Source organism: uncultured Lactobacillus sp. (assembly GCF_902491705.1).
In the GTDB taxonomy this organism is placed as follows: Bacteria; Bacillota; Bacilli; order Lactobacillales; family Lactobacillaceae; genus Lactobacillus.
The window spans coordinates 17104-35956 of the sequence record NZ_CABUIW010000017.1 but is presented as its reverse complement, the minus strand read 5'-3'; the positions used below and the strand labels follow the sequence as shown (position 1 = coordinate 35956).

The 18853-nt window shown below is 35.8% G+C and carries 19 protein-coding genes and 1 other annotated feature; of the genes, 14 read left to right on the top strand and 5 right to left on the bottom strand.

The genetic code is table 11. The features are described 5' to 3' along the window. Positions 1-309 precede the first annotated feature (309 nt). On the top strand, positions 310-951 hold the full coding sequence (locus RDN22_RS04900; RefSeq protein ID WP_308556482.1) for an SDR family oxidoreductase: 642 nt from the start codon (positions 310-312) through the stop codon (positions 949-951). A gap of 45 nt (positions 952-996) precedes the next feature. On the opposite strand, the gene RDN22_RS04895 is transcribed toward RDN22_RS04900, so the two are convergent. Continuing rightward, positions 997-1863, bottom strand: a complete 867-nt coding sequence (locus tag RDN22_RS04895; RefSeq protein WP_308556478.1) for a LysR family transcriptional regulator — start codon at positions 1861-1863, stop codon at positions 997-999. A gap of 129 nt (positions 1864-1992) precedes the next feature. Here RDN22_RS04895 and RDN22_RS04890 point away from each other — a divergent pair, with 129 nt between their 5' ends. The 7 genes from RDN22_RS04890 to RDN22_RS04860 all read left to right on the top strand — a co-directional run bounded on the left by RDN22_RS04890 (position 1993) and on the right by RDN22_RS04860 (position 6532). Continuing rightward, a complete protein-coding gene (locus RDN22_RS04890; RefSeq protein WP_308556476.1) occupies positions 1993-2853 on the top strand; it encodes an aldo/keto reductase in 861 nt (286 codons plus the stop codon). A gap of 12 nt (positions 2854-2865) precedes the next feature. Further along, positions 2866-2988 (top strand): SDR family NAD(P)-dependent oxidoreductase, encoded by a 123-nt coding sequence (locus RDN22_RS04885; protein ID WP_308556474.1) that lies wholly within the window; start codon positions 2866-2868, stop codon positions 2986-2988. After that, positions 2972-3619 (top strand): SDR family oxidoreductase, encoded by a 648-nt coding sequence (locus tag RDN22_RS04880; RefSeq protein ID WP_308556480.1) that lies wholly within the window; start codon positions 2972-2974, stop codon positions 3617-3619. Before RDN22_RS04885 ends, RDN22_RS04880 begins: the two co-directional genes overlap by 17 nt. A gap of 16 nt (positions 3620-3635) precedes the next feature. Further along, positions 3636-4502: an aldo/keto reductase gene (locus RDN22_RS04875; RefSeq protein ID WP_308556472.1), complete on the top strand. Its 867-nt coding sequence runs from the start codon at positions 3636-3638 to the stop codon at positions 4500-4502. 80 nt (positions 4503-4582) lie between these two features. After that, positions 4583-5050, top strand: coding sequence for a DNA starvation/stationary phase protection protein (locus RDN22_RS04870; RefSeq protein WP_308556470.1), 468 nt, complete (start codon positions 4583-4585; stop codon positions 5048-5050). A gap of 99 nt (positions 5051-5149) precedes the next feature. Further along, positions 5150-6007: an aldo/keto reductase gene (locus RDN22_RS04865; protein ID WP_308556468.1), complete on the top strand. Its 858-nt coding sequence runs from the start codon at positions 5150-5152 to the stop codon at positions 6005-6007. After that, on the top strand, positions 6008-6532 hold the full coding sequence (locus tag RDN22_RS04860) for a GNAT family N-acetyltransferase (protein WP_308556466.1): 525 nt from the start codon (positions 6008-6010) through the stop codon (positions 6530-6532). On the opposite strand, the gene RDN22_RS04855 is transcribed toward RDN22_RS04860, so the two are convergent. Together RDN22_RS04855 and RDN22_RS04850 are read right to left on the bottom strand one after the other, a co-directional pair. Continuing rightward, on the bottom strand, positions 6529-7380 hold the full coding sequence (locus tag RDN22_RS04855; protein ID WP_308556464.1) for a LysR family transcriptional regulator: 852 nt from the start codon (positions 7378-7380) through the stop codon (positions 6529-6531). The two genes, RDN22_RS04860 and RDN22_RS04855, sit on opposite strands and share 4 nt — an antisense overlap. A 27-nt stretch (positions 7381-7407) precedes the next feature. Then, positions 7408-8325, bottom strand: coding sequence for a hypothetical protein (locus RDN22_RS04850; RefSeq protein ID WP_308556462.1), 918 nt, complete (start codon positions 8323-8325; stop codon positions 7408-7410). A 315-nt stretch (positions 8326-8640) separates the two neighbouring features. Between RDN22_RS04850 and RDN22_RS04845 the strand changes: the two genes are divergently transcribed. From RDN22_RS04845 to RDN22_RS04830, 4 genes are all read left to right on the top strand, one after another. Continuing rightward, a complete protein-coding gene (locus RDN22_RS04845; protein WP_308556461.1) occupies positions 8641-9981 on the top strand; it encodes an MFS transporter in 1341 nt (446 codons plus the stop codon). A gap of 82 nt (positions 9982-10063) precedes the next feature. Next, positions 10064-10311, top strand: a binding site (T-box leader). A gap of 62 nt (positions 10312-10373) precedes the next feature. Beyond that, on the top strand, positions 10374-11744 hold the full coding sequence (gene brnQ / locus RDN22_RS04840; protein ID WP_308556459.1) for a branched-chain amino acid transport system II carrier protein: 1371 nt from the start codon (positions 10374-10376) through the stop codon (positions 11742-11744). A gap of 138 nt (positions 11745-11882) precedes the next feature. Further along, complete coding sequence (locus tag RDN22_RS04835) at positions 11883-12914, top strand: hypothetical protein (RefSeq protein ID WP_308556457.1); 1032 nt, start codon at positions 11883-11885, stop codon at positions 12912-12914. 202 nt (positions 12915-13116) lie between these two features. Further along, the gene (locus RDN22_RS04830; protein ID WP_308556455.1) at positions 13117-13983 is read left to right on the top strand and encodes an aldo/keto reductase; all 867 of its coding nucleotides are present in this window, start codon (positions 13117-13119) and stop codon (positions 13981-13983) included. 117 nt (positions 13984-14100) lie between these two features. Here the strand turns inward: RDN22_RS04830 and RDN22_RS04825 are convergent, their stop codons facing one another. Together RDN22_RS04825 and RDN22_RS04820 are read right to left on the bottom strand one after the other, a co-directional pair. After that, positions 14101-15225 (bottom strand): acyltransferase, encoded by a 1125-nt coding sequence (locus RDN22_RS04825; protein WP_308556453.1) that lies wholly within the window; start codon positions 15223-15225, stop codon positions 14101-14103. A gap of 85 nt (positions 15226-15310) precedes the next feature. Beyond that, positions 15311-16177, bottom strand: a complete 867-nt coding sequence (locus RDN22_RS04820; protein ID WP_308556452.1) for a LysR family transcriptional regulator — start codon at positions 16175-16177, stop codon at positions 15311-15313. A gap of 103 nt (positions 16178-16280) precedes the next feature. On the opposite strand from RDN22_RS04820, the gene RDN22_RS04815 reads away from it, so the two are divergent. Further along, positions 16281-17207, top strand: coding sequence for an acyltransferase domain-containing protein (locus tag RDN22_RS04815; RefSeq protein WP_308556450.1), 927 nt, complete (start codon positions 16281-16283; stop codon positions 17205-17207). Then, positions 17200-18840 carry a malonate decarboxylase subunit alpha gene (mdcA, locus tag RDN22_RS04810; protein WP_308556448.1) on the top strand — a complete coding sequence of 547 codons (1641 nt, stop codon included), beginning with the start codon at positions 17200-17202 and terminating at the stop codon, positions 18838-18840. The genes RDN22_RS04815 and mdcA overlap by 8 nt, the downstream gene beginning before the upstream one ends. Positions 18841-18853 lie beyond the last annotated feature (13 nt).

Genomic DNA, 18853 nt, shown 5'->3' with positions numbered 1-18853 from the left:
GCTCAAGCTATAGAGGAATATATCAAATACTATAACGAAGAAAGGATAAAGAGCATAAAATGTCTACTTTTAAGGTCCCACTTCACTTCGATAAAAATCGGAGTCTTTTTATTAGTAAAACATTTTATAAGTTGGTTGTTACTAAATATTTTTAAATAAACAAAACTATCTAGGCTTCACAAATTAACATAGTTAAACAAAACAACTAAATCAAAAAGAAAACAAACGTCTAAAATATATTCCTTGATTACTTACTAAAAATAAGTTATATTATAAATGATAAATATCAAGTTAATACGAGGAGGCAATATTATGCAAATTTTTGTAGCAGGTGGTTCTGGTCGTGTCGCAACCGAATTAATTAAGGACTTAGTAGCAAATGGTCACACGGTTGTAGCTGGTGCAAGACACGAAGATCATATCATTAAAATGGACAATGTTAAGCCGGTTCACATGGACCTTCATGTAAGTAGCGACGAGTTAGCTAAGTTAATGGAAGGCAGTGATGTGGTTTACTTTACTGCCGGTTCACGCGGTAAAGATTTGCTTCAAACAGATGCTTTTGGTGCTGTAAAAACAATGCAAGCTGCTAAAAAGTTAGGCATTAAGAGATACATTATGCTTAGTTCAATCTTTGCATTGCAACCAAAAAAGTGGAATATTGATGGCTTGAATCAAATTATGGACTATAATGTTGCCAAGTTCTTTGCCGATAATTATTTAGTAAAGCAAAGCGGCCTTGACTACACAATTTTGCAGCCAACTAATTTAACTGAAGAAGAGGGAACAGGAAAGATTAGCTTAGATATAACTAAAGTAACGTCTAACCCAATTCCTGATGTTGCCGAAACTTTGGCTCAGATTCTTGAACATGATAACACTATTGGTAAGGTAATCATGATGAAGAGCGGCGACACTCCAATTGATGATGCATTAAGTAGCGTTAAATAATCTTTATATCAAAAAGGCAGCGTCTATAAAGACACTGCTTTTACTTTAATCAGCTTTACTCCATACGTCCTGCATAGCAGTAATTATGGGGAGGAGCTGATTTTTGTTTTTAGCTAAATAATTCGCATAGAATTTCATCGTAGCTGTCTTGTCTTCAATGGCTACTGGATTACGATCCACCATATTTTGATCTTCTCCATTAGGATCAACTACAGTTAAATTAGTGGTGAAATAAGGAAATATTGAATAGTTTCGGATTTCATCAAAATTTTCGCGTTCGTTTTGGTATAAAAACTTGGCGTCTGGAATTTCTTTTTGAATTAAGTCCTTCCAAATACCTATTTCTTGCCAGACGATGAAGCTCATTCCTTTAAGGTCTGAAAATTTAACTTTTGTTTGACTAGCTAAAGGCGTGAATTCGTTTAAATTTACGATTAGGGATTCTTGTCCTAAATATGAGTTTGTGATGCCTTTATGAGTCAATGCTTGATTGGTAAAAATTATGCTGTATTGCTCTTCAGTTAATAATTTTTCGATATTGTGATTAGCAATAAGGTTATCATTAATTTTTAAATTATCATTTTTGATTTGTCTAGCAATAATTAATGGACCAGGTGCTGTAGAAGCTACCGAGATAACGTTTTGGGTAAGATTGAAGTTCTTTACTTCTTTAACAAAATTTTGATTAGTCAGTAAAACTTCTTCTGCCTTTTTAGCAGCAAATTCCCCAGTTTTGTTCAAGAAAATCTTATTGGGTGTGCGAACAAAAAGCTTCAAGCCTAATTCTTCTTCAAGCTTCTTAGTGCCGCGAGTAATAGCGGGTTGAGAAAGACCTAGTTTGTCGGCTGTTTGAGCTAAAGTTTTATATTTGTTAAAAGCTACTAATTCTTCTAGTAAATAGTTATCGATCATTTTAGTCACCTTATTTTCAGCTTACGCTAAGCGTATACTACCATGAAAAAGTCTGAATTTTCAACCGACGTCTTTCTAGTTAAGATAATACGTGAAAGATGAATTAAGACGAAACAGGAGAAATTAACTATGGTTGAAACTTTTAAATTAAATGATGGTACAAACATCCCTGCCATTGGTTTTGGTACATTCCAAATCCCAGCAGATGGTTCTACTTACAAGGCAGTAAGCGAAGCTTTAAAACTTGGTTATCGTCATTTCGATACTGCAGTTGCATACTTCAACGAACAAGAAGTAGGTAAAGCGATTAAAGATAGCGGCATCCCTAGAGATGAAATTTGGGTAACCTCTAAATTATGGCTTCAAGACTATGCTTATGAAGATGCCAAGAAGGCAATTGACTTGTCTTTAAAGAAGCTAGGCCTCGATTACATTGACCTTTACTTGATTCACCAACCATACGGCAAGGTAGACGAAGCCTGGAAAGCTATGGTTGAAGCAAAAGAAGCTGGCAAGATCCGCTCAATTGGTATTTCTAACGTAACACCAAAGATTTGGCATAAATGGGAAGACATTTTTACTGAAAACGTTCCTTCAGTAAACCAAGTTGAATTTAACCCATATTTCCAACAAAAAGAATTACGTAAAATCATGGCCGAACATGGCATTACTTTGGAAGCATGGGCACCACTTGGACAAGGAAATCATGATCTCTTTAATGAACCAGTTTTAGTAAAAATTGCTAAGAAATATAGAAAAGATGTTGGTCAAATTATCTTACGTTTCGAGCATCAAGAAGGTGTAATTGTCTTTCCTAAATCTGTTCATGAAGCAAGAATTAAGTCTAATAAAGACATCTTTGACTTCGAATTAACTAGCGATGAGATGGATGAGATTCGTGGTTTAGATAAGGGAAAAGGAATGCATGATCCAGATGCCCCAGGCGTTGAAGAAATGCTTAGTCAATATGATGTTCATGCAAATGATTAGAGGTATATAAAAATGACTGAAGAATTAGCAAATCAAGTAGCATTAGTTACTGGTGGTGGTTCCGGCTTAGGTCGTGCTATCGCTGAAAAGTATGCACAAAATGGTGCAAACGTAGTTAATTTTAGGTCGTCATGAAAATACTTTAAAAGAAACTGCTCAAGCAGTAGAAGGTAAGATTTCTTACGTTGTAGCTGACTTGACTAAAGACGAAGATATTCAAAAAGTAGCAAACTACGTTAAAGACAATTTTGGCAAGTTAAATATTTTAGTTAACAATGCCGGTTGGTGCCCTGTACAAACACTTTCTGAAATGACTTTAGCTGATTATGATAAGGCATTTAACTTGGATGTCCGCGGTGTTGTGGCTTTGACTATTGCAGTTTTACCTCTGATCAAGAAGGCAAAGGGTAATATCATCAATATGTCGAGTATCATTACTCAACATCCAGGTCCTGGCTTTTCAATGTATGCTGCAGCTAAAATGGCAATTGAAGGAATGTCAAAGAGCTGGGCTCAAGAATTAGCCGGAGAAGGTATTCGAGTAAATATTATCAGTCCAGGTGCAATCGATACTGGTATTTGGTATAAGACTGATATGAGCCGTGAAGATGAAGAAAAAAACAAGCAGGGTGCTACTAATGCTTCACCAATGCATCGTATTGGTAAGCCTGAAGATATTGCAAATATTGCATTATATTTAGCATCAGACAAAGCCAACTTTATTACAGGAGCTAATTACTTAGTTGACGGCGGAGCAGGTATCTAATTAAGGAGAGATCAATATGGCACAAATTCCAAATGTTAAATTAAATGATGGCAATGAAATGCCACAATTAGGTTTTGGCGTTTTTCAAATTCCAGATCATGATGAAGCAGTAAAGGCAGTTGAACCAGCAATTAGTAATGGCTATCGCTTAATTGATACTGCAGAAGCTTACAATAACCAAAAGGCAGTGGGTGAGGCTATTAAAAATAGCTCAGTTAACCGCGACGATATTTTCTTAACAACCAAACTCTGGGTATCTAACTTCACTTATGAAAAAGCTACAAAGGCTATTGATCATGACCTTGAAGAATTAGGTACTGACTACATTGACTTGATGCTTTTACACCAAGCTTATGGGGATGTTGCTGGCACATGGCGCGCTTTAGAAGATGCACAAAAAGCTGGCAAAATTAAGTCAATTGGTGTGTCAAATTTCTGGCCAGATCAATTAATGAACTTGCAATTAATGAGTAATGTTAAGCCAGTTGTTAACCAAATCGAAGTAAATCCATGGTTCCAGCGTGAACCAGAAGTTAAATGGACTCAAAAAGATGATGTAGCTGTTGAAGCATGGGCTCCATTTGCGGAAGGAAAAGATGGTATTTTTACTAATCCAGTTATCGCTGAAATCGGTGAAAAATACGGTAAGTCAAATGGTCAAGTGATTTTACGTTGGCTCATTCAACGCGGCATTATCGTGATTCCAAAGTCAGTTCATGATGCACGTCAAAAGGAAAACATTGATGTCTTTGATTTTGAACTAACTGATGATGATATGCAAAAGATTGCTGCTTTAGATAAGAATGTAAGTCAATTTTTCGATCACCACGACCCAGCTACTATTGAACAAATCTTTGGTTCAAGCTTGAAGCAATTGAGATAATTTCTAGTTCAATTATTAGCATTACCAAGATATTGGTGTTAATCTGCAAATAGGTATTATGAATCAAGGAGGATTTTAATATGAAGTATACAAAGACTAAGGAAATCCTAAATCAAGCAGTTGCAGACTTAACCCAATTAATCATGATTACGCGTCAACAACACTGGTATATGAGAGGTCCAGAATTCTTAAAGCTTCACCCATATCTTGACGATGTTATGGACGAACTTGATGAACAAAGAGACTTAATTTCTGAAAGATTGATTACTATTGATGGTTCACCATATTCAAGCTTAACTGAAGTATTAAAGCACACTAAGCTAGAAGATAAACCAGGTGAATGGGGCATTTCAACTAAAGACAGATTCAAGACCATTATTGCTGGCTATCGTTATATTGATAAGCTTTATGAAGAAGGTATCAAGGTCAGCGATGAAGAAGGAGACTACGGTAGCAACGACATTTTAACCAGTTGCCATACTGCTATTGAAAAGAGAATTTGGATGATGCAAGCCGAAATTAATGAGGCTCCTGAAATCGATAAGTAATTTAAAAGCCATGTAAGTCGTTTTTTAGCGCTTACATGGCTTTTTAGTTTATACTTAAGTTATTGATTGCTTATAAATATATAATTTAGGAGAAATAAGATGAAGTTTAATTCATTACAAGACACATATACATTAAACAATGGCGTTAAAATTCCAATTATCGGTTTTGGTACTTGGCAAACACCTGACGGTCAAGTGGCTAAGGAATCAGTATTAGCAGCATTGAATGCTGGCTATCGCCATATTGATACTGCTATGGCATACGGCAATGAAGATAGCGTTGGTGAAGCTATTCAACAAAGTGGCATTAATCGTCATGACTTGTTTATCACTACTAAACTGTGGAATTCTGATCATGGCTATGAAAATACTAAAAAGGCAATTGATCAAAGTTTACTTGATCTGAAACTTGATTATCTTGACATGTATTTGATTCACTGGCCAAATCCAGCTAACATGCGCGATCACTGGGCTGAATTAAATTCAGAAAGTTGGAGAGCAATGGAAGAAGCCATTAAGGCTGGTAAGATCCGTGCAATTGGTGTCTCCAACTTTAGAAAGCGTCACCTTGATGCATTGATGGAAAATGCAGAAATTAAGCCAGTTGTTAATCAAAGCTTTTTGAACCCAAGTGACTTACAACCTGAAGTTGTTGCTGAAAACAAAAAGTTGGACTTACTTAGTGAAGCATACAGCCCACTTGGTACTGGTGGTTTGTTGGGTAACGACGTGGTAAAAGAAGTTGCTGAAAACTATGGTAAATCACCAGCTCAAGTATTGATTCGTTGGTCACTTCAACACGGTTTCTTACCATTACCAAAGTCAGTTCACCCAGAATACATTAAGGCTAATGCTGACGTCTTTGATTTTGAAATTAGTCCAGAAGACATGGCTAGACTTGATGGTTTGCACGGCGCAGCTGGTGTAGCTAATGACCCAGATAAGGTGAGCTTCTAAATGTCCGAAATCGATATCCATAAGATTGATAATTCTCATGCTTCTGATGCAAGGATACCTAATCAACCGTTTAAAATATGGGGCAAGATGATTCCAAGCTTAGATCATGGTAAATGGGATTATGAAATTGAAAAATTAGAGCAGCCTTCAGAAGATTGCTTTCCCGATGAACCATATGATGTTGCAAAGGACGATGCAATTTTCCTTGGTGCATATGATAACGACCAATGTATTGGCTTAGCAGTGTTGCGCAGAGATATGTTTAGATATTTGTATCTCGATGATTTAAAGGTTAATCGTGATTATCGCGGACAAGGCATTGGTGGTGAATTGATAGATGCATGCATGAAGGAAGCCGAAAAGGTAGGGATGCAAGGCGTTTACACGATTGGTCAAGATACTAACTTATCTGCTTGCCTGTTTTACTTAAAACAAGGCTTTGAAATTGGCGGTTTTAATAATCGAAATTATCGTGGTACACCACAAGAAAAATCAGCAGATATTTATTTTTACAAGGATCTTTAACGCATCAATTTCTTTGATAAAGCAAGTAAGTTAGACAACTTTTCTTTATCTTTAATGCGATAATTAGTATAGATATGTAATTTAGCTTCAGGATTGCTGATTGGAATTAATTTCCGTTTGTGATCCTGGAGCTTTTTGTATGCATCGAGTTTAATAGTCAGGTTAGTTTTAAAAATGGGAAAGTTAGACTTGGTTATCAGCTCGTCAGTGGCTTGTTGATTATCTTGATAAATAAACAGAGCAGGGATGTACTTTGAGATAATATTTCGCCAAATCCCAATTTGCTCATAAACTACAAATTCATGACCCTTTAAATCAGAGAAGGTGACTTGATCCTTTGAATACAATGGATTGTACTTCGTGATTTTAATAAAAAGTTGGGCATCCCCAATCCAATCAGAAACTATTTGTTCATCATTAATCTTTTGATTAGAGAAGACTAGATCGAATTGGTAATGCAATAAAGATGGCTTTACTTGCTTAGGCGAAATTAATTGCTGATCCAAGATGTAATTATCAGACTTTAGTCGCTCTTTTAATAGCATCATTGGATCTGGCAGTGTAGCTGTAAGTGTAATCTCTTTTTGTGCGAAATTCTTAACGGCAGGGATCAATTGCTGCTGCTTTTCTAAAATCTCTTTTGCCAGTCTTACCGTGTACTTACCAGCTGGTGTTAAAGCTAATTTTTGTGGTTGATGATCAAGGATTGCCACGTCTAGCTTTTGCTCTAATTTTTGTAATCCGCGACTGATTGTGGCTGGAGCAACATGGAATTCTTCCGCAGTTTTTGAAATCGTTCCTGTATCAGCAAAAGAAACTAAATATTCTAAAAGATAGTTTTCAATCATATTATTGCCTCATTAATCTACTGAACTTTATTCAAGAGCTGGTATTAATTTTTGACACCGCTCAATATCTTTTTGTGCCTCTAGAATGGATTCATCAATAAATTGAACATGATTATCTTGCATTTGTTTATCAGAGAAGAATTTGGGATTATTCTTATAAAAAGAGTTTAGCCTTTTATAAAAATCAATCATTTTATTTTGAAATTCGATCTCGTTCTTATAGAAGGTGATAAGTAACTTGCCGTGATGCCAATTAGGAAAATCCTCATCTAAGCAAACAGGAAATTCATCCGATTGATGCATTTCCCACAAATCACTGTAAAAGTCTACAGTCATTCTTGCTTTGTCTGATAATAGATATCGATCGTCTTCTGTTACCAGCCAACCCTTGTCGATAAACTTTTGCGTTACTTTTCGTACGTTTAAGTTGTAATCAAAAATGAAATATCTTGTAATTTTGGCAGATACAAGTCTACCTTTTTTAAACATTCCCCACCAAATTAGTAAGAGAAGCTCGCGTAAAGTAAAATCCGTATGTGTATCATATTTGTCCGTATATTTAGGATAATCGCGTGGTCTACCAAATTCTTCATTATCATCTGGGCGAGTGGCTTGTATTCTTTTGTATTCTTCATAAAGTTTATTTTGTTCGGCATAGTTTTTCTCAAAATCATCACTATCATAGTCATAATTATTGTTCATAGTGGTAATTATTGACTTATCTTGTGAAGAACCAACTAAAAGCTTGATTCTTTTAATTAGTTCTTTGTTTTGCTTTGATAATTTGACATTTATTTTTTTATAGTTATGAATTTCAATTAAGAGCCCAATTATGACTACAATCAAAATTATTACTATTGCTATTATTTTTATTTCTCCAAAGTTGAAATTGAACATGAACGATCTATTGATATTATAGCTAGAGGCTATAAGTACTTTGATCATGTCTCAAGTGATTTTATGAATGAAGTTCTAAGTACAATTGGAATGACATATTAAAAAAAGCTGGTGAAGTAACACCAGCTAGCCCTTATAATGAAATGTTCGATTTAACGTCATTATAAGGGTATTTTTTTATTCTGTAAAGTTTAATCAACAGGTAAAATTAGCTGGATGATCTTTTTGACTGTAAATAAAAAATAATTATATATAGATTTTGGAGTTTACCTATCACGTAAACTAGCATAAAAGAGAAGTAATTTTCAAGTCAAGTCTCTCTTTATAAAATAAGTCATGTCAATTAAGGAAAGGGAGATACAAATGGCTGAAAATAAAGAAAAATTTGGGATAATTCTACCCATAGTCTTAGTTTCATATTTTTTGATTTTACTAAACAATTCGCTTATTTTTACTAGTACTGTTCAAATAAGTCGTGATATGCATATGGACAGTATCATGATTGCGTGGGTAAGTAACGCCTATGCTTTAACATTCGGTGGATTCTTGTCACTGGGTGCTAGACTAGGTGATATCTTAGGCAGAAGAAAAGTACTTCTTGCCGGGTTAATCATCTTTAGTATTGCATCCCTGCTTGTTGGTTTATCTACTTCACAAGCTATGTTGATAGGGATGCGTGCCTTTCAAGGAATCGGTGGTGCACTTTTAGCACCAGCAACACTTGCACTATTGATGGATTACTACAAGGGTAAAATGCTGACAAGATCCATCGCTTACTATGGTGCGACAGCCGGAATTGGTACAAGCTTAGGTTTGATCATTGGTGGTGTTATTGCCAGCTATTCAAGCTGGAGACTTGGCTTTATTATCGATATGATTGTAAGTCTGATTCTCTTAGCTATGTCTTGGAAATACGTTTACCCACATAATGATTTAGACAATAAGCAAGGTATTGATTTGTGGGGCACTATTACCTCCATTATTGGTTTTAGTGGGTTAATCTATAGCATCAATGGTACCGCATATAAGGCTGCTGCAGTTATCATAACTATTATTGCTTTGGTAAGTTTTGTTTTAATTGAAAAAAGAGCAGCAAATCCTTTGATGCCTCTTACAATTTTTAAAGATAATGAACGCTCAAGCGCATTAGTATCAAGATTCTTCATGCTTGGTGCAAGTATGTCTTACTTCTTCTTAATGCCACAAGCTTTGCAAAAAGTCTTTGGTTTAACACCGCTTATGGCAGCTATTGCCTTTTTGCCATTAACAGTTGTTCAGTTCTTGGTTTCACTAACAGTTGCACGTTTAACCTTTAAGTTTTCAAATACTAAAGTTTTAATTGCTGGTGCGATTATTGACACTTTTGGTTTATTACTTGGTGCAGGATTAGGTATTGAAAGAGGTTATGTAATTGGCGTAGCTATTCCAATGATTTTCATCGGAATTGGACAAGGACTGATCATGAGTCCATTAACAGTAGCTGGTGTTGCACGTATTCCAGATGATATTGCTGGTGCAGCTTCTGGCGTTGTTAATACAGTTCACCAAATTGGTGGGGCAGTTGGACTAGCTATTGTTTCAGAAGCAGTTGTCGGAATTCCTTCAGCTGCCACTTCAATTGATCACGCTCAATGGGTAATGATCATTTTAGCAGTCATCATGCTTTTAGCAGGATTGAATATTTTACGTGGCAAGCACGAATAAAAATAAAAAAACACTTTTTTTCAAAAAAGTGTTGACATTAATTATAAATAGATTAGAATAGTGTCTAACAAATTTAATAAATCTGGAAACAAAAAGAAAGAAGAGTAACTTAATCCTAATTTTCAGCGAATCCCGTTAGGTGTGAGGGGATAAAGATGGATTAAACGAAAATCACTTTCTAGTTCTGCTTCTCAACTATATGAGTAAGAAGCAGTGGGAGCGCCCATTATAGTGCCAACGTATCGCCGACATAGTCGGCCGCACGTGAAAGGTATTATTAGCAATAATAATATAAATAAAGGGTGGTACCACGTTAACGACGTCCCTCAGTCAAAGATATTTTGGCTGAGGGACTTTTTTGTTATTCAGATGGTTTTTTAGGAGGAAAATGTATGAAGTCGAAGAAATTAACCTGGAAGGAATATCTAGTCGTCGCATCTTTGCTATTCGGATTATTCTTTGGAGCTGGTAACTTAATTTTCCCACTCCACTTAGGTCAATTAGCTGGTTCTAACTGGGGAACTGCTGCTGTAGGATTCTTAATCACTGGTGTATTATTGCCACTGCTTTCAGTATTAGCTGTTGCAATCACTCGTTCAGAAGGGGTTTACGATATTGGTAAGCCACTTGGAGCAGGATTCGCAGTAGTCTTCATGGTTCTGATCCACGCAACTATTGGACCTTTGTTTGGTACTCCAAGAACTGCAACTGTATCATTTACTGTAGGTGTTGCACCATTCTTGCCAGCACATATGCAAACCCCAGCATTGCTAGTCTTTTCAGCATTGTTCTTCTTAGCTGCTTCTGCATTTTCTTACCACGAAAACAACATCTTGTCTAACGTTGGTAAAGTATTGAACCCACTCTTTTTAGCATTATTATTCTTAGTCTTTGTTGTTGCATTCTTAAATCCATTGGGTAATCCGCAAGCTGCAGCAGTTACTGCCGCATACAAGCACTCAGCTTTAGTTAACGGATTCTTGGAAGGTTACAACACAATGGATGCCTTAGCAGGTCTTGCATTTGGTGTTACTGTTGTTACCGCTGTACGTTCTATGGGTCAAAGAGATGCCAAGAGCGTTTCAAAAGTTGTTGCTAAATCTGGTGTGTTAGCTGTAGCTGCCATCGGTTTAATCTACTTATTGCTCATCTTGATGGGTGCCATGTCACTTGGTCACTTCAAAGTATCTGACAACGGTGGTGTTGCATTTAACCAAATCGTTAACTACTACGGCGGAATGTTCGGCCAAGCATTACTTGCATTCTTATTAACTGTTACTTGTTTGACTACTGCTGTTGGTTTGGTTGCCGCATTTGCTCAAGACTTCCATAAGCACTTCCCTAAGGTTAGCTACCACACTTGGCTTGCACTTAGCTGTTTAGCATCATTCTTAACTGCTAACTTTGGTCTTGATCAAATCATCTCATGGTCAACGCCAATGCTTATGTTCTTGTACCCATTATCAATGGTTTTGATCATGCTTTCAGTTTGCTCACCATTGTTTAAGAAAGACGGTGTTGTTTACTTCTTCGTAATCTTGTTCACTGTTGTTCCAGCATTCGGTGATATGGTTGTTGCTTTCCCAAGCGTTGTTAGTCAAAGCAGCTTTGGTTTGAGTGTAGCATCCCTCAGAAACGCATTACCACTTGCCAACATGGGATTGTCATGGCTTGTTCCGGCCTTAGTTGGTTTAGCAGTTGGTTTACTCGTACACTTTGTAAGAGGTAAAAAAGTTGCACAAGTTTCTGATGAATTAGAATAGAAAATTAAATATTATAGATAAAAACTCTCAGATCTATTGTCTGAGAGTTTTTGTGTGCAAATATTAAAATCAAATTGCGGATCATTTTTAATAGGCCTATACTCTTCATGGAAAATCATGGGAGGAAAATAAGTAGGAATGAATAAATTCGCTAAAGTAGTATTTATTAGTTTAGCTGCACTTTCATTAGCTGCCTGCAGCAATAACAACAATAATAGCGAGAGTGCAAAGCCAAATAAAAGTGCCAATTTAAAAATTAGAAAAGTAAAGTCCAAAAAGGGTACATTAACTGCTAATTATCGTTCGCCTCAAAGAACTGTTGCAGTTATAACAGCTTATGCAGGACTCAAGTATGCAAATCAATGGGGTGATGCTTTATCTAATGCTAAAGCTAATGGCCTTGTTGTGACTTTGAAGAATCAAGCAGATTACATGAATGAAGGTAGTGGTGTTGGCTACTTTGTAACTAATGATCTTGCTTATACTTTGAAACAGACTGGTAATACTACTGAATATTATCTGTTTGCGGACCAAAAGCAGATTGCTTCTGTAACTATGAAGGAAATGGTTGATTATTTGAATGAGCGTAATTCAGATAAGCTGGTTAAGAATTTAACTAATTCTGCAAAGATTGAAGATGAAAGAAATGATTCTGCTAATGCATCTTCAAATTCTAATAATACAAATGATTCCTCTGATGATAGTTCTAAGTCAAACATTGAGGGGGATGCAGGACTTTATACGATTCCAAGTGAATTTCAAGGAGTTTGGTACACTGTTAGCTACGGCAAAATGTACAAGATTGTCTTTACAGATCATGAAATTATAGAAAATGGTCAAACAACTGAACTTCATAAAATGAAACGTAGTTTTATCGATAAAATTGAAAAGATGCCAAAATCTTATCAGGATAAGACTATGAAATGGGGCCGAGCAAGTATGATGACTGATATTAAAAAGAATACTTGGTTCAATGTAATGGGTTGGAATCAGACTGCTGGTGATGGTGAATCTTATAGATTGCATACCGAAAAAGGGCAAAATGTACTTGTGCTTGCTTCAGACGCAGGACCTTGGACAGATAGTGTGGCATGGAAGACACCACAGCTTGCTAAGGAATATGCAAAAACTAAGTTCAGTGATTTACACTATCGTGATGATGACTACTAATCTAAATTGTAGAAAATAAAAAAATCTCAGATATAGGATTAATATCTGAGATTTTTTATGCCGTTGTTACAAAAAGTTTGGAGTACACTCCAAACTTTTTACAATCGATACTAAAAATGCATAATAATTAATGCATTTAAGGTCTTAGACATGAATCAAACCCTTGACTTATAATAATGCTAACGAAGAAAGGATTGATTTTATGTCTATTTTTGATGAAACTTTAACAATGAACAATGGTGTAAAGATCCCTAAGATGGCACTTGGTGTATGGGAGATCCCGGACGCTCAAACTCCTAAGGCAGTAGAAGAAGCAATCAATCTTGGCTATCGTCATATTGATACTGCTCAAGCTTATGGCAATGAGCGTGGAGTAGGTGAAGGCGTTAAAAACTCTGGAATTGAGCGTGACAAGATCTTTATCAATTCAAAAGTTGCTGCTGAAATTAAGAACTATAAAGACGCTAAGGCATCAATTGACGAAACCTTGAACAAGATGGGCTTGGATTATCTTGATATGATGATTATTCATAACCCACAACCTTGGAATGAAGTGAACCAATCAAGCAACCGTCATTTTGAAGGTAATCTTGAAACTTGGCGCGCGATGGAAGACGCCGTAAAAGAAGGTAAATTGCGTACAATCGGTGTTTCAAGCTTTGAAAAAGAAGACTTGGACAACATAATTAAAAATAGTTCTACTAAGCCAGCTGTAAACCAAATTTTGGTTCACATTGGTGAAACTCCAACCGATTTGATTAACTACAGCCAAGAAAATGATATCGTTGTCGAAGCATTTTCACCTATTGCTCACGGCGCTGCATTAAATGATCCCGCAATTAAGCAAATGGCTGATAAATATGGTGTAAGTGTTCCTCAATTATGTATTCGTTATGATTGGCAACTTAACTGTGTCGTTTTGCCAAAATCTGCTAACCCAGCTCACATGAAGAGTAATGCAGAAATTGACTTTACAATCAGTGATGAAGATATGGATAAGTTAAAGAAAGTCGCACCAGTTGACTATGGTAATGCCAGCGTATTCCCAGTCTTTGGTGGTAAGATGTAGAAATATTTTTCTATAAAAAACAAAAGCATCTCTAAAAATGATACAATCCCACCTTCGTGGATAATTGAAATATACATAAAGTATTCAGTTATCTATGAAGGTGGGATTTTTTAAGTACTAATTGAATTTCAATTTATTTAAAAGATTATTTTTAGTCCAACTCCACCAGACATGTAATAAATATGCCGAAGCAAACGATAATATCCAAGTTAAAAGCCATGTGCCAAATAATGTCAAGAATGGGTGAAAAGTTGCATGATACTGCATGTTTAGTCCGCGCCAGATTAGCTGATCCCAAAAGACATTAGACAAATAGGCCCGATAGGCGTAAGTGGCTAAGAAATGAAATACTTTAAGACTTGAAGTTTGCTTTTTTCGAACCTGATAAAGACATAATGCTGCCACTAGTCCAATGACAGCCAAACAGTAGAAAGTCATCGATGGCTTATAGTAAGGCGCATTGTTAAAATTAACTGGATGTCCGAATGAATGTAATTCTGCATTTGTCCAAATAAAGATGCCAACAAATAAAATAGCAATTAGCCACCAAAACTTAGCTAAAAATTGATTGACAAAATCTCTGAATTGCCAGGCTAAAACACCATAAACTCCGTAGATGAAGAATGAAATAAATACTCTATCTAGTAGGTACCAATCGTTCTGATGGATTCCATGGAAAACGTATGTGTCGTAAAACCAAAGCCAAGCAAAATAGAGGATAAAAGTGATAATTGCAGTCCATATACCTCTTTTGACATTGCCTTTTACATAGCGACTAATTGTCCAAAAAATTGGCATTAAGATAATGAATTGGAGCATCATCGTGTTGTACCAAAGATGCGGTGCTGCATTACCATTGATAAAATGCCAGCAGAATGAGCCAAAACTATTAAATTTATTAACTTGCTGTACCCAAGGCATCCCTAACAGATAAATTAGTGTCCACCAAATTGTAGGTACAAATAAATTCGACCAATTGCTTCTCATGTGTTGTTTATATGAAAAGCTGCCTTTTAAGTCATTGGTTCTGATAGTGGTATATAAAATGCCAAAAATAAAGGCAGGGGCTGTATATTTAACCAGATTATATAAAATACCAAAAATGTCCTGTGTTGGATTAGGCTGACCAATATTCATAATTAGCGACATAATTGGCTGTGACATGACAGCTGTACAGGCAAAGACTTTTAGATAGTCGCCAATATCAGCTTCTTGAAAAGTAGGATATTCATACTTTTTCATAATTAGCGTCCTTTCTTAGCGATTGTGAGATCCCTAAGAAGCTAATTTAAATATAGTTGCTTTTTTGAAAAAGTACAAGAGTGAATTAACTTTGAATATTAGTCAAAATATTAGCAATTTCATTGCTGAAAATTCGTTGATTATTGGTTAGATGTTGGTGAGGAGAATTAAGAAAAATCGTTCTATGTGGAGCATTAGGGATGATTTTGGCAGTGGTGATTTCTTTTGAATGGGCAAAATTATACCAAGTAACGCTAGGAATAAAGGAGATTCCTAATCCTGCTCTTACCAAATTTCGCACTGTAGCAGGTTCATCTGATTGATATTTAAAATTTAGGTGAACATTATTATCTTTTAAAAAAAGATCTATGCTTTGTTGTAATTCGGTTTCTTCAGTTTGACTGATGAAATCATAGTTTTCTAAATCCTTCATTTCAACTAATTTGGGAGTATTCAAAAAGTCATTTTTCCAGCCAACGAGTATTTCCTCATTAAGTAAAGGAATATTGATAAAATCTTTAATCCTATTGGAAGAAACAACAAAATCAAATCGTTCTAAATCTTTGGCAAAAGTAGTTCTTTGATAAATATTCAAACTAACATTAGGCATTAATTTTTGCATTTTTAGCGCAATTGTTGAAATTAAAGGTGATCCAACTGTAAATAAGACTTTTATATTTTCTTCTTTAGCTTTTTGATGATTTTGGACATTGCTTATTCCTTGATTTAAAAGTCTTAGGCTGTCAAAAACGTAAGAGTAAAAAATTTGCCCTTGTTCATTTAACTTAATCGTGCGTCCTTGTCGATCAAATAATTTTACGCCCAATTCATTTTCTAATTGTTTAATAGTTTTGCTCACAGCTGATTCACTGATATAAGCTGCTTGAGCAGCCTGGGTTATGGATCCTAATCTAGCAACGCTAACAAAATATTTTAAAGTTGTTAAGTTCATCTTTTGCCCCCATTAATAACCAAATGGTTAACTATTATTCCTAAACAATATTATAAATGGTTATCAATACGATTTACAATATAAATTGTGAGATCCAAAAGAGGTGACATTTTTGAGAAGTTTATGGTTGTTTCCTGGCCAAGGTGGACAGAGGGCAGGAATGTTAACTAATGTTGATCAAGATTTGAAAGAAAAAGTGACAAATTGGACTGGTGTAAATCTTTTGGATACTGAAGAAGGATACCAAAATTCACAGCAGATTCAGTTAAGCATTTTGCTTCTACAGATTGACCAAGTTAATCAAATGAAGAAATTAGGATGGAAGCCAACTTTAGTTGCTGGACATTCTTTGGGTGTTTTTGGCGCAGCTTATGCAGCTGGGATCATTAAATTGAAAGATGTTTTTAGATTAGTTTCTTTACGTGCAAAGTTAATGCAAGACTCATATCCAGAAGGTTATGGAATGGGTGTTGTAGTTGGATTGTCAAGACGTGAAGTAGGTGAAATTGTTAATCAAGTATTTTCGAATAATGAACCTGTTTATTTATCAAATCAGAATTCTGAATTACAGAATACAGTTTCTGGTAAATTAACGGTGATTAAAAAAGTACTTGATTTAGCCAAAAAAGCTGGAGCATCAAAGGCAATCCTTTTGCATGTTCCTAATCCATCACATTCACCATTGATGAAACCTGTAGCTAAAAAATTAGAAAAGGCAATCTCTAAGTTGGAATTGCGAAAAACTGATTGTATTTATTTGGCTAATTACAATGGGCATCCCGTTAAAGATTTAGATGGGATCAAATATGATTTGGCAAATAATTTGATTTATCCGGTTTACTGGGAAACTATGATTAATGTTGCTTTGGAGTACCAACCTAACGTTAGTGTTGAGTTTTCTCCTGGATTAGCTTTTACAAAGTTATTGAAGGCAAAAACAAATCAACTTTCAACTATTACCTTACAAAATATGTCGATAGATGACGCTGATTTTCTATTAAATAAATGGAAGGAAAAAGATAATGACTGAAAAGAATTGGCACACTCATCGTGATGCAAAAAATGCTCGGTTAGAAGCGGCAAGTAGCCTATTAAATGGTAAATTTGCTAAAACCGAGGATGTTGTTAAAATACTGGAAACTTTAATTAAACCAAAGGACAAGGTTGTTCTTGAGGGTGATAACCAAAAGCAAGCTTCTTTTTTGTCTGAAGCATTAGCAAAAGTAGATCCTGAAAAGGTGAACAACTTGCATATGATTATGTCTAGTATTTCTCGTCCAGAGCACTTAGATATTTTTGATTTAGGAATTGCTTCTAAGATGGACTTTTCATTTGCTGGACCACAAAGTACTCGTGTATCGCAAATGATCGCTGATGGTACTATGCAAGTTGGTGATATTCACACTTACTTAGAGCTGTTCGGCCGCTTATTCATTGATTTGATTCCAAATGTTGTTTTAGTTGCTGCAGACAAGGTTGACCGTGATGGTAATCTTTACACTGGTTACAATACTGAAGAAACACCAACGATTGTTGAAGCTGCTGCTTTCCATGATGGCATTGTTATTGTGCAAGCAAATGAAGTAGTTGATAAATTACCTCGAGTTGATATCCCTAGTGATTGGGTAGATGTTGTGATCCCGGCTGATAAACCATATCAATTGGAGCCATTGTTTACTCGTGACCCACAAGCTATTACTGAATTACAAATTTTAATGGGTATGATGGCTATCAAAGGTATTTATGCTAAACATAATGTTCAAACTTTGAACCATGGTGTTGGTTTTAACACTTCAGCTATTGAATTGCTTTTGCCTACTTACGGTGATTCTCTTGGTTTAAAGGGTAAAATTTGCCGCAACTGGGAATTAAATCCAACGCCAACGTTGATTCCTGCAATTGAAGATGGTTGGGTAGAATCAATTCACTCCTTCGGTGGTGAAGTTGGAATGGAGAAGTATATTGCTGCTAGACCAGACATATTCTTTGTTGGTAAAGATGGTACGATGCGTTCAAACCGTGCATTAGGACAAGTTGCTGGTCAATATGCCTTAGATATGTTTGTTGGTTCTACTTTGCAAATTGATCAATGGGGTAACTCATCAACTGTTACTAATGGCCGATTATCTGGTTTTGGTGGTGCTCCTAACATGGGTTCTAACCCTACAGGTCGTCGTCACTCTACTCCAGCTTGGCAAAGCTTAAAACCAGATGATGATCCATTAGGAAAAGGTCAAAAATTAGTTGTTCAAATGGTGGAAACTTTTGGTGCAAATAAAAAGCCAGTCTTTGTTGATCATTTGGATGCTGAAGAAGTTCGTAAAGAAGCTAAGTTGGCTAATGTACCAATCATGATTTACTCAGAAGATACTACTCATATTGTTACTGAAGAAGGTATTGCTTATCTTTATAAGACTGACAGTATGGAAGAAAGAAAAGCTGCTATTGAAGCTATTGCTGGTGTAACTCCTGTTGGTTTACGTTCAAATCCTGCTACTGTTAAAGATTTACGTGAAAGAGGTATTGTTGCGTTGCCTGAAGATTTAGGCGTTCGCAGACAAGATGCTAAGCGTTCACTTTTAGCTGCTCAAACCATGAATGATATTGTTGAATGGTCACACGGCCTTTACAATCCACCTGCAAAATTCAGATCATGGTCTTAATTAAAAAGGAGTG

Bases quoted from the DNA above. Each gene is read 5' to 3' on its own strand.
- RDN22_RS04895 (WP_308556478.1), bottom strand. From the start codon at position 1,863: ATGATCGATAACTATTTACTAGAAGAATTAGTAGCTTTTAACAAATAT.
- RDN22_RS04890 (WP_308556476.1), top strand. From the start codon at position 1,993: ATGGTTGAAACTTTTAAATTAAATGATGGTACAAACATCCCTGCCATT.
- RDN22_RS04885 (WP_308556474.1), top strand. From the start codon at position 2,866: ATGACTGAAGAATTAGCAAATCAAGTAGCATTAGTTACTGGTGGTGGT.
- RDN22_RS04875 (WP_308556472.1), top strand. From the start codon at position 3,636: ATGGCACAAATTCCAAATGTTAAATTAAATGATGGCAATGAAATGCCA.
- RDN22_RS04870 (WP_308556470.1), top strand. From the start codon at position 4,583: ATGAAGTATACAAAGACTAAGGAAATCCTAAATCAAGCAGTTGCAGAC.
- RDN22_RS04865 (WP_308556468.1), top strand. From the start codon at position 5,150: ATGAAGTTTAATTCATTACAAGACACATATACATTAAACAATGGCGTT.
- RDN22_RS04860 (WP_308556466.1), top strand. From the start codon at position 6,008: ATGTCCGAAATCGATATCCATAAGATTGATAATTCTCATGCTTCTGAT.
- RDN22_RS04855 (WP_308556464.1), bottom strand. From the start codon at position 7,380: ATGATTGAAAACTATCTTTTAGAATATTTAGTTTCTTTTGCTGATACA.
- RDN22_RS04850 (WP_308556462.1), bottom strand. From the start codon at position 8,325: ATGATCAAAGTACTTATAGCCTCTAGCTATAATATCAATAGATCGTTC.
- RDN22_RS04845 (WP_308556461.1), top strand. From the start codon at position 8,641: ATGGCTGAAAATAAAGAAAAATTTGGGATAATTCTACCCATAGTCTTA.
- brnQ (WP_308556459.1), top strand. From the start codon at position 10,374: ATGAAGTCGAAGAAATTAACCTGGAAGGAATATCTAGTCGTCGCATCT.
- RDN22_RS04835 (WP_308556457.1), top strand. From the start codon at position 11,883: ATGAATAAATTCGCTAAAGTAGTATTTATTAGTTTAGCTGCACTTTCA.
- RDN22_RS04830 (WP_308556455.1), top strand. From the start codon at position 13,117: ATGTCTATTTTTGATGAAACTTTAACAATGAACAATGGTGTAAAGATC.
- RDN22_RS04825 (WP_308556453.1), bottom strand. From the start codon at position 15,225: ATGAAAAAGTATGAATATCCTACTTTTCAAGAAGCTGATATTGGCGAC.
- RDN22_RS04820 (WP_308556452.1), bottom strand. From the start codon at position 16,177: ATGAACTTAACAACTTTAAAATATTTTGTTAGCGTTGCTAGATTAGGA.
- mdcA (WP_308556448.1), top strand. From the start codon at position 17,200: ATGACTGAAAAGAATTGGCACACTCATCGTGATGCAAAAAATGCTCGG.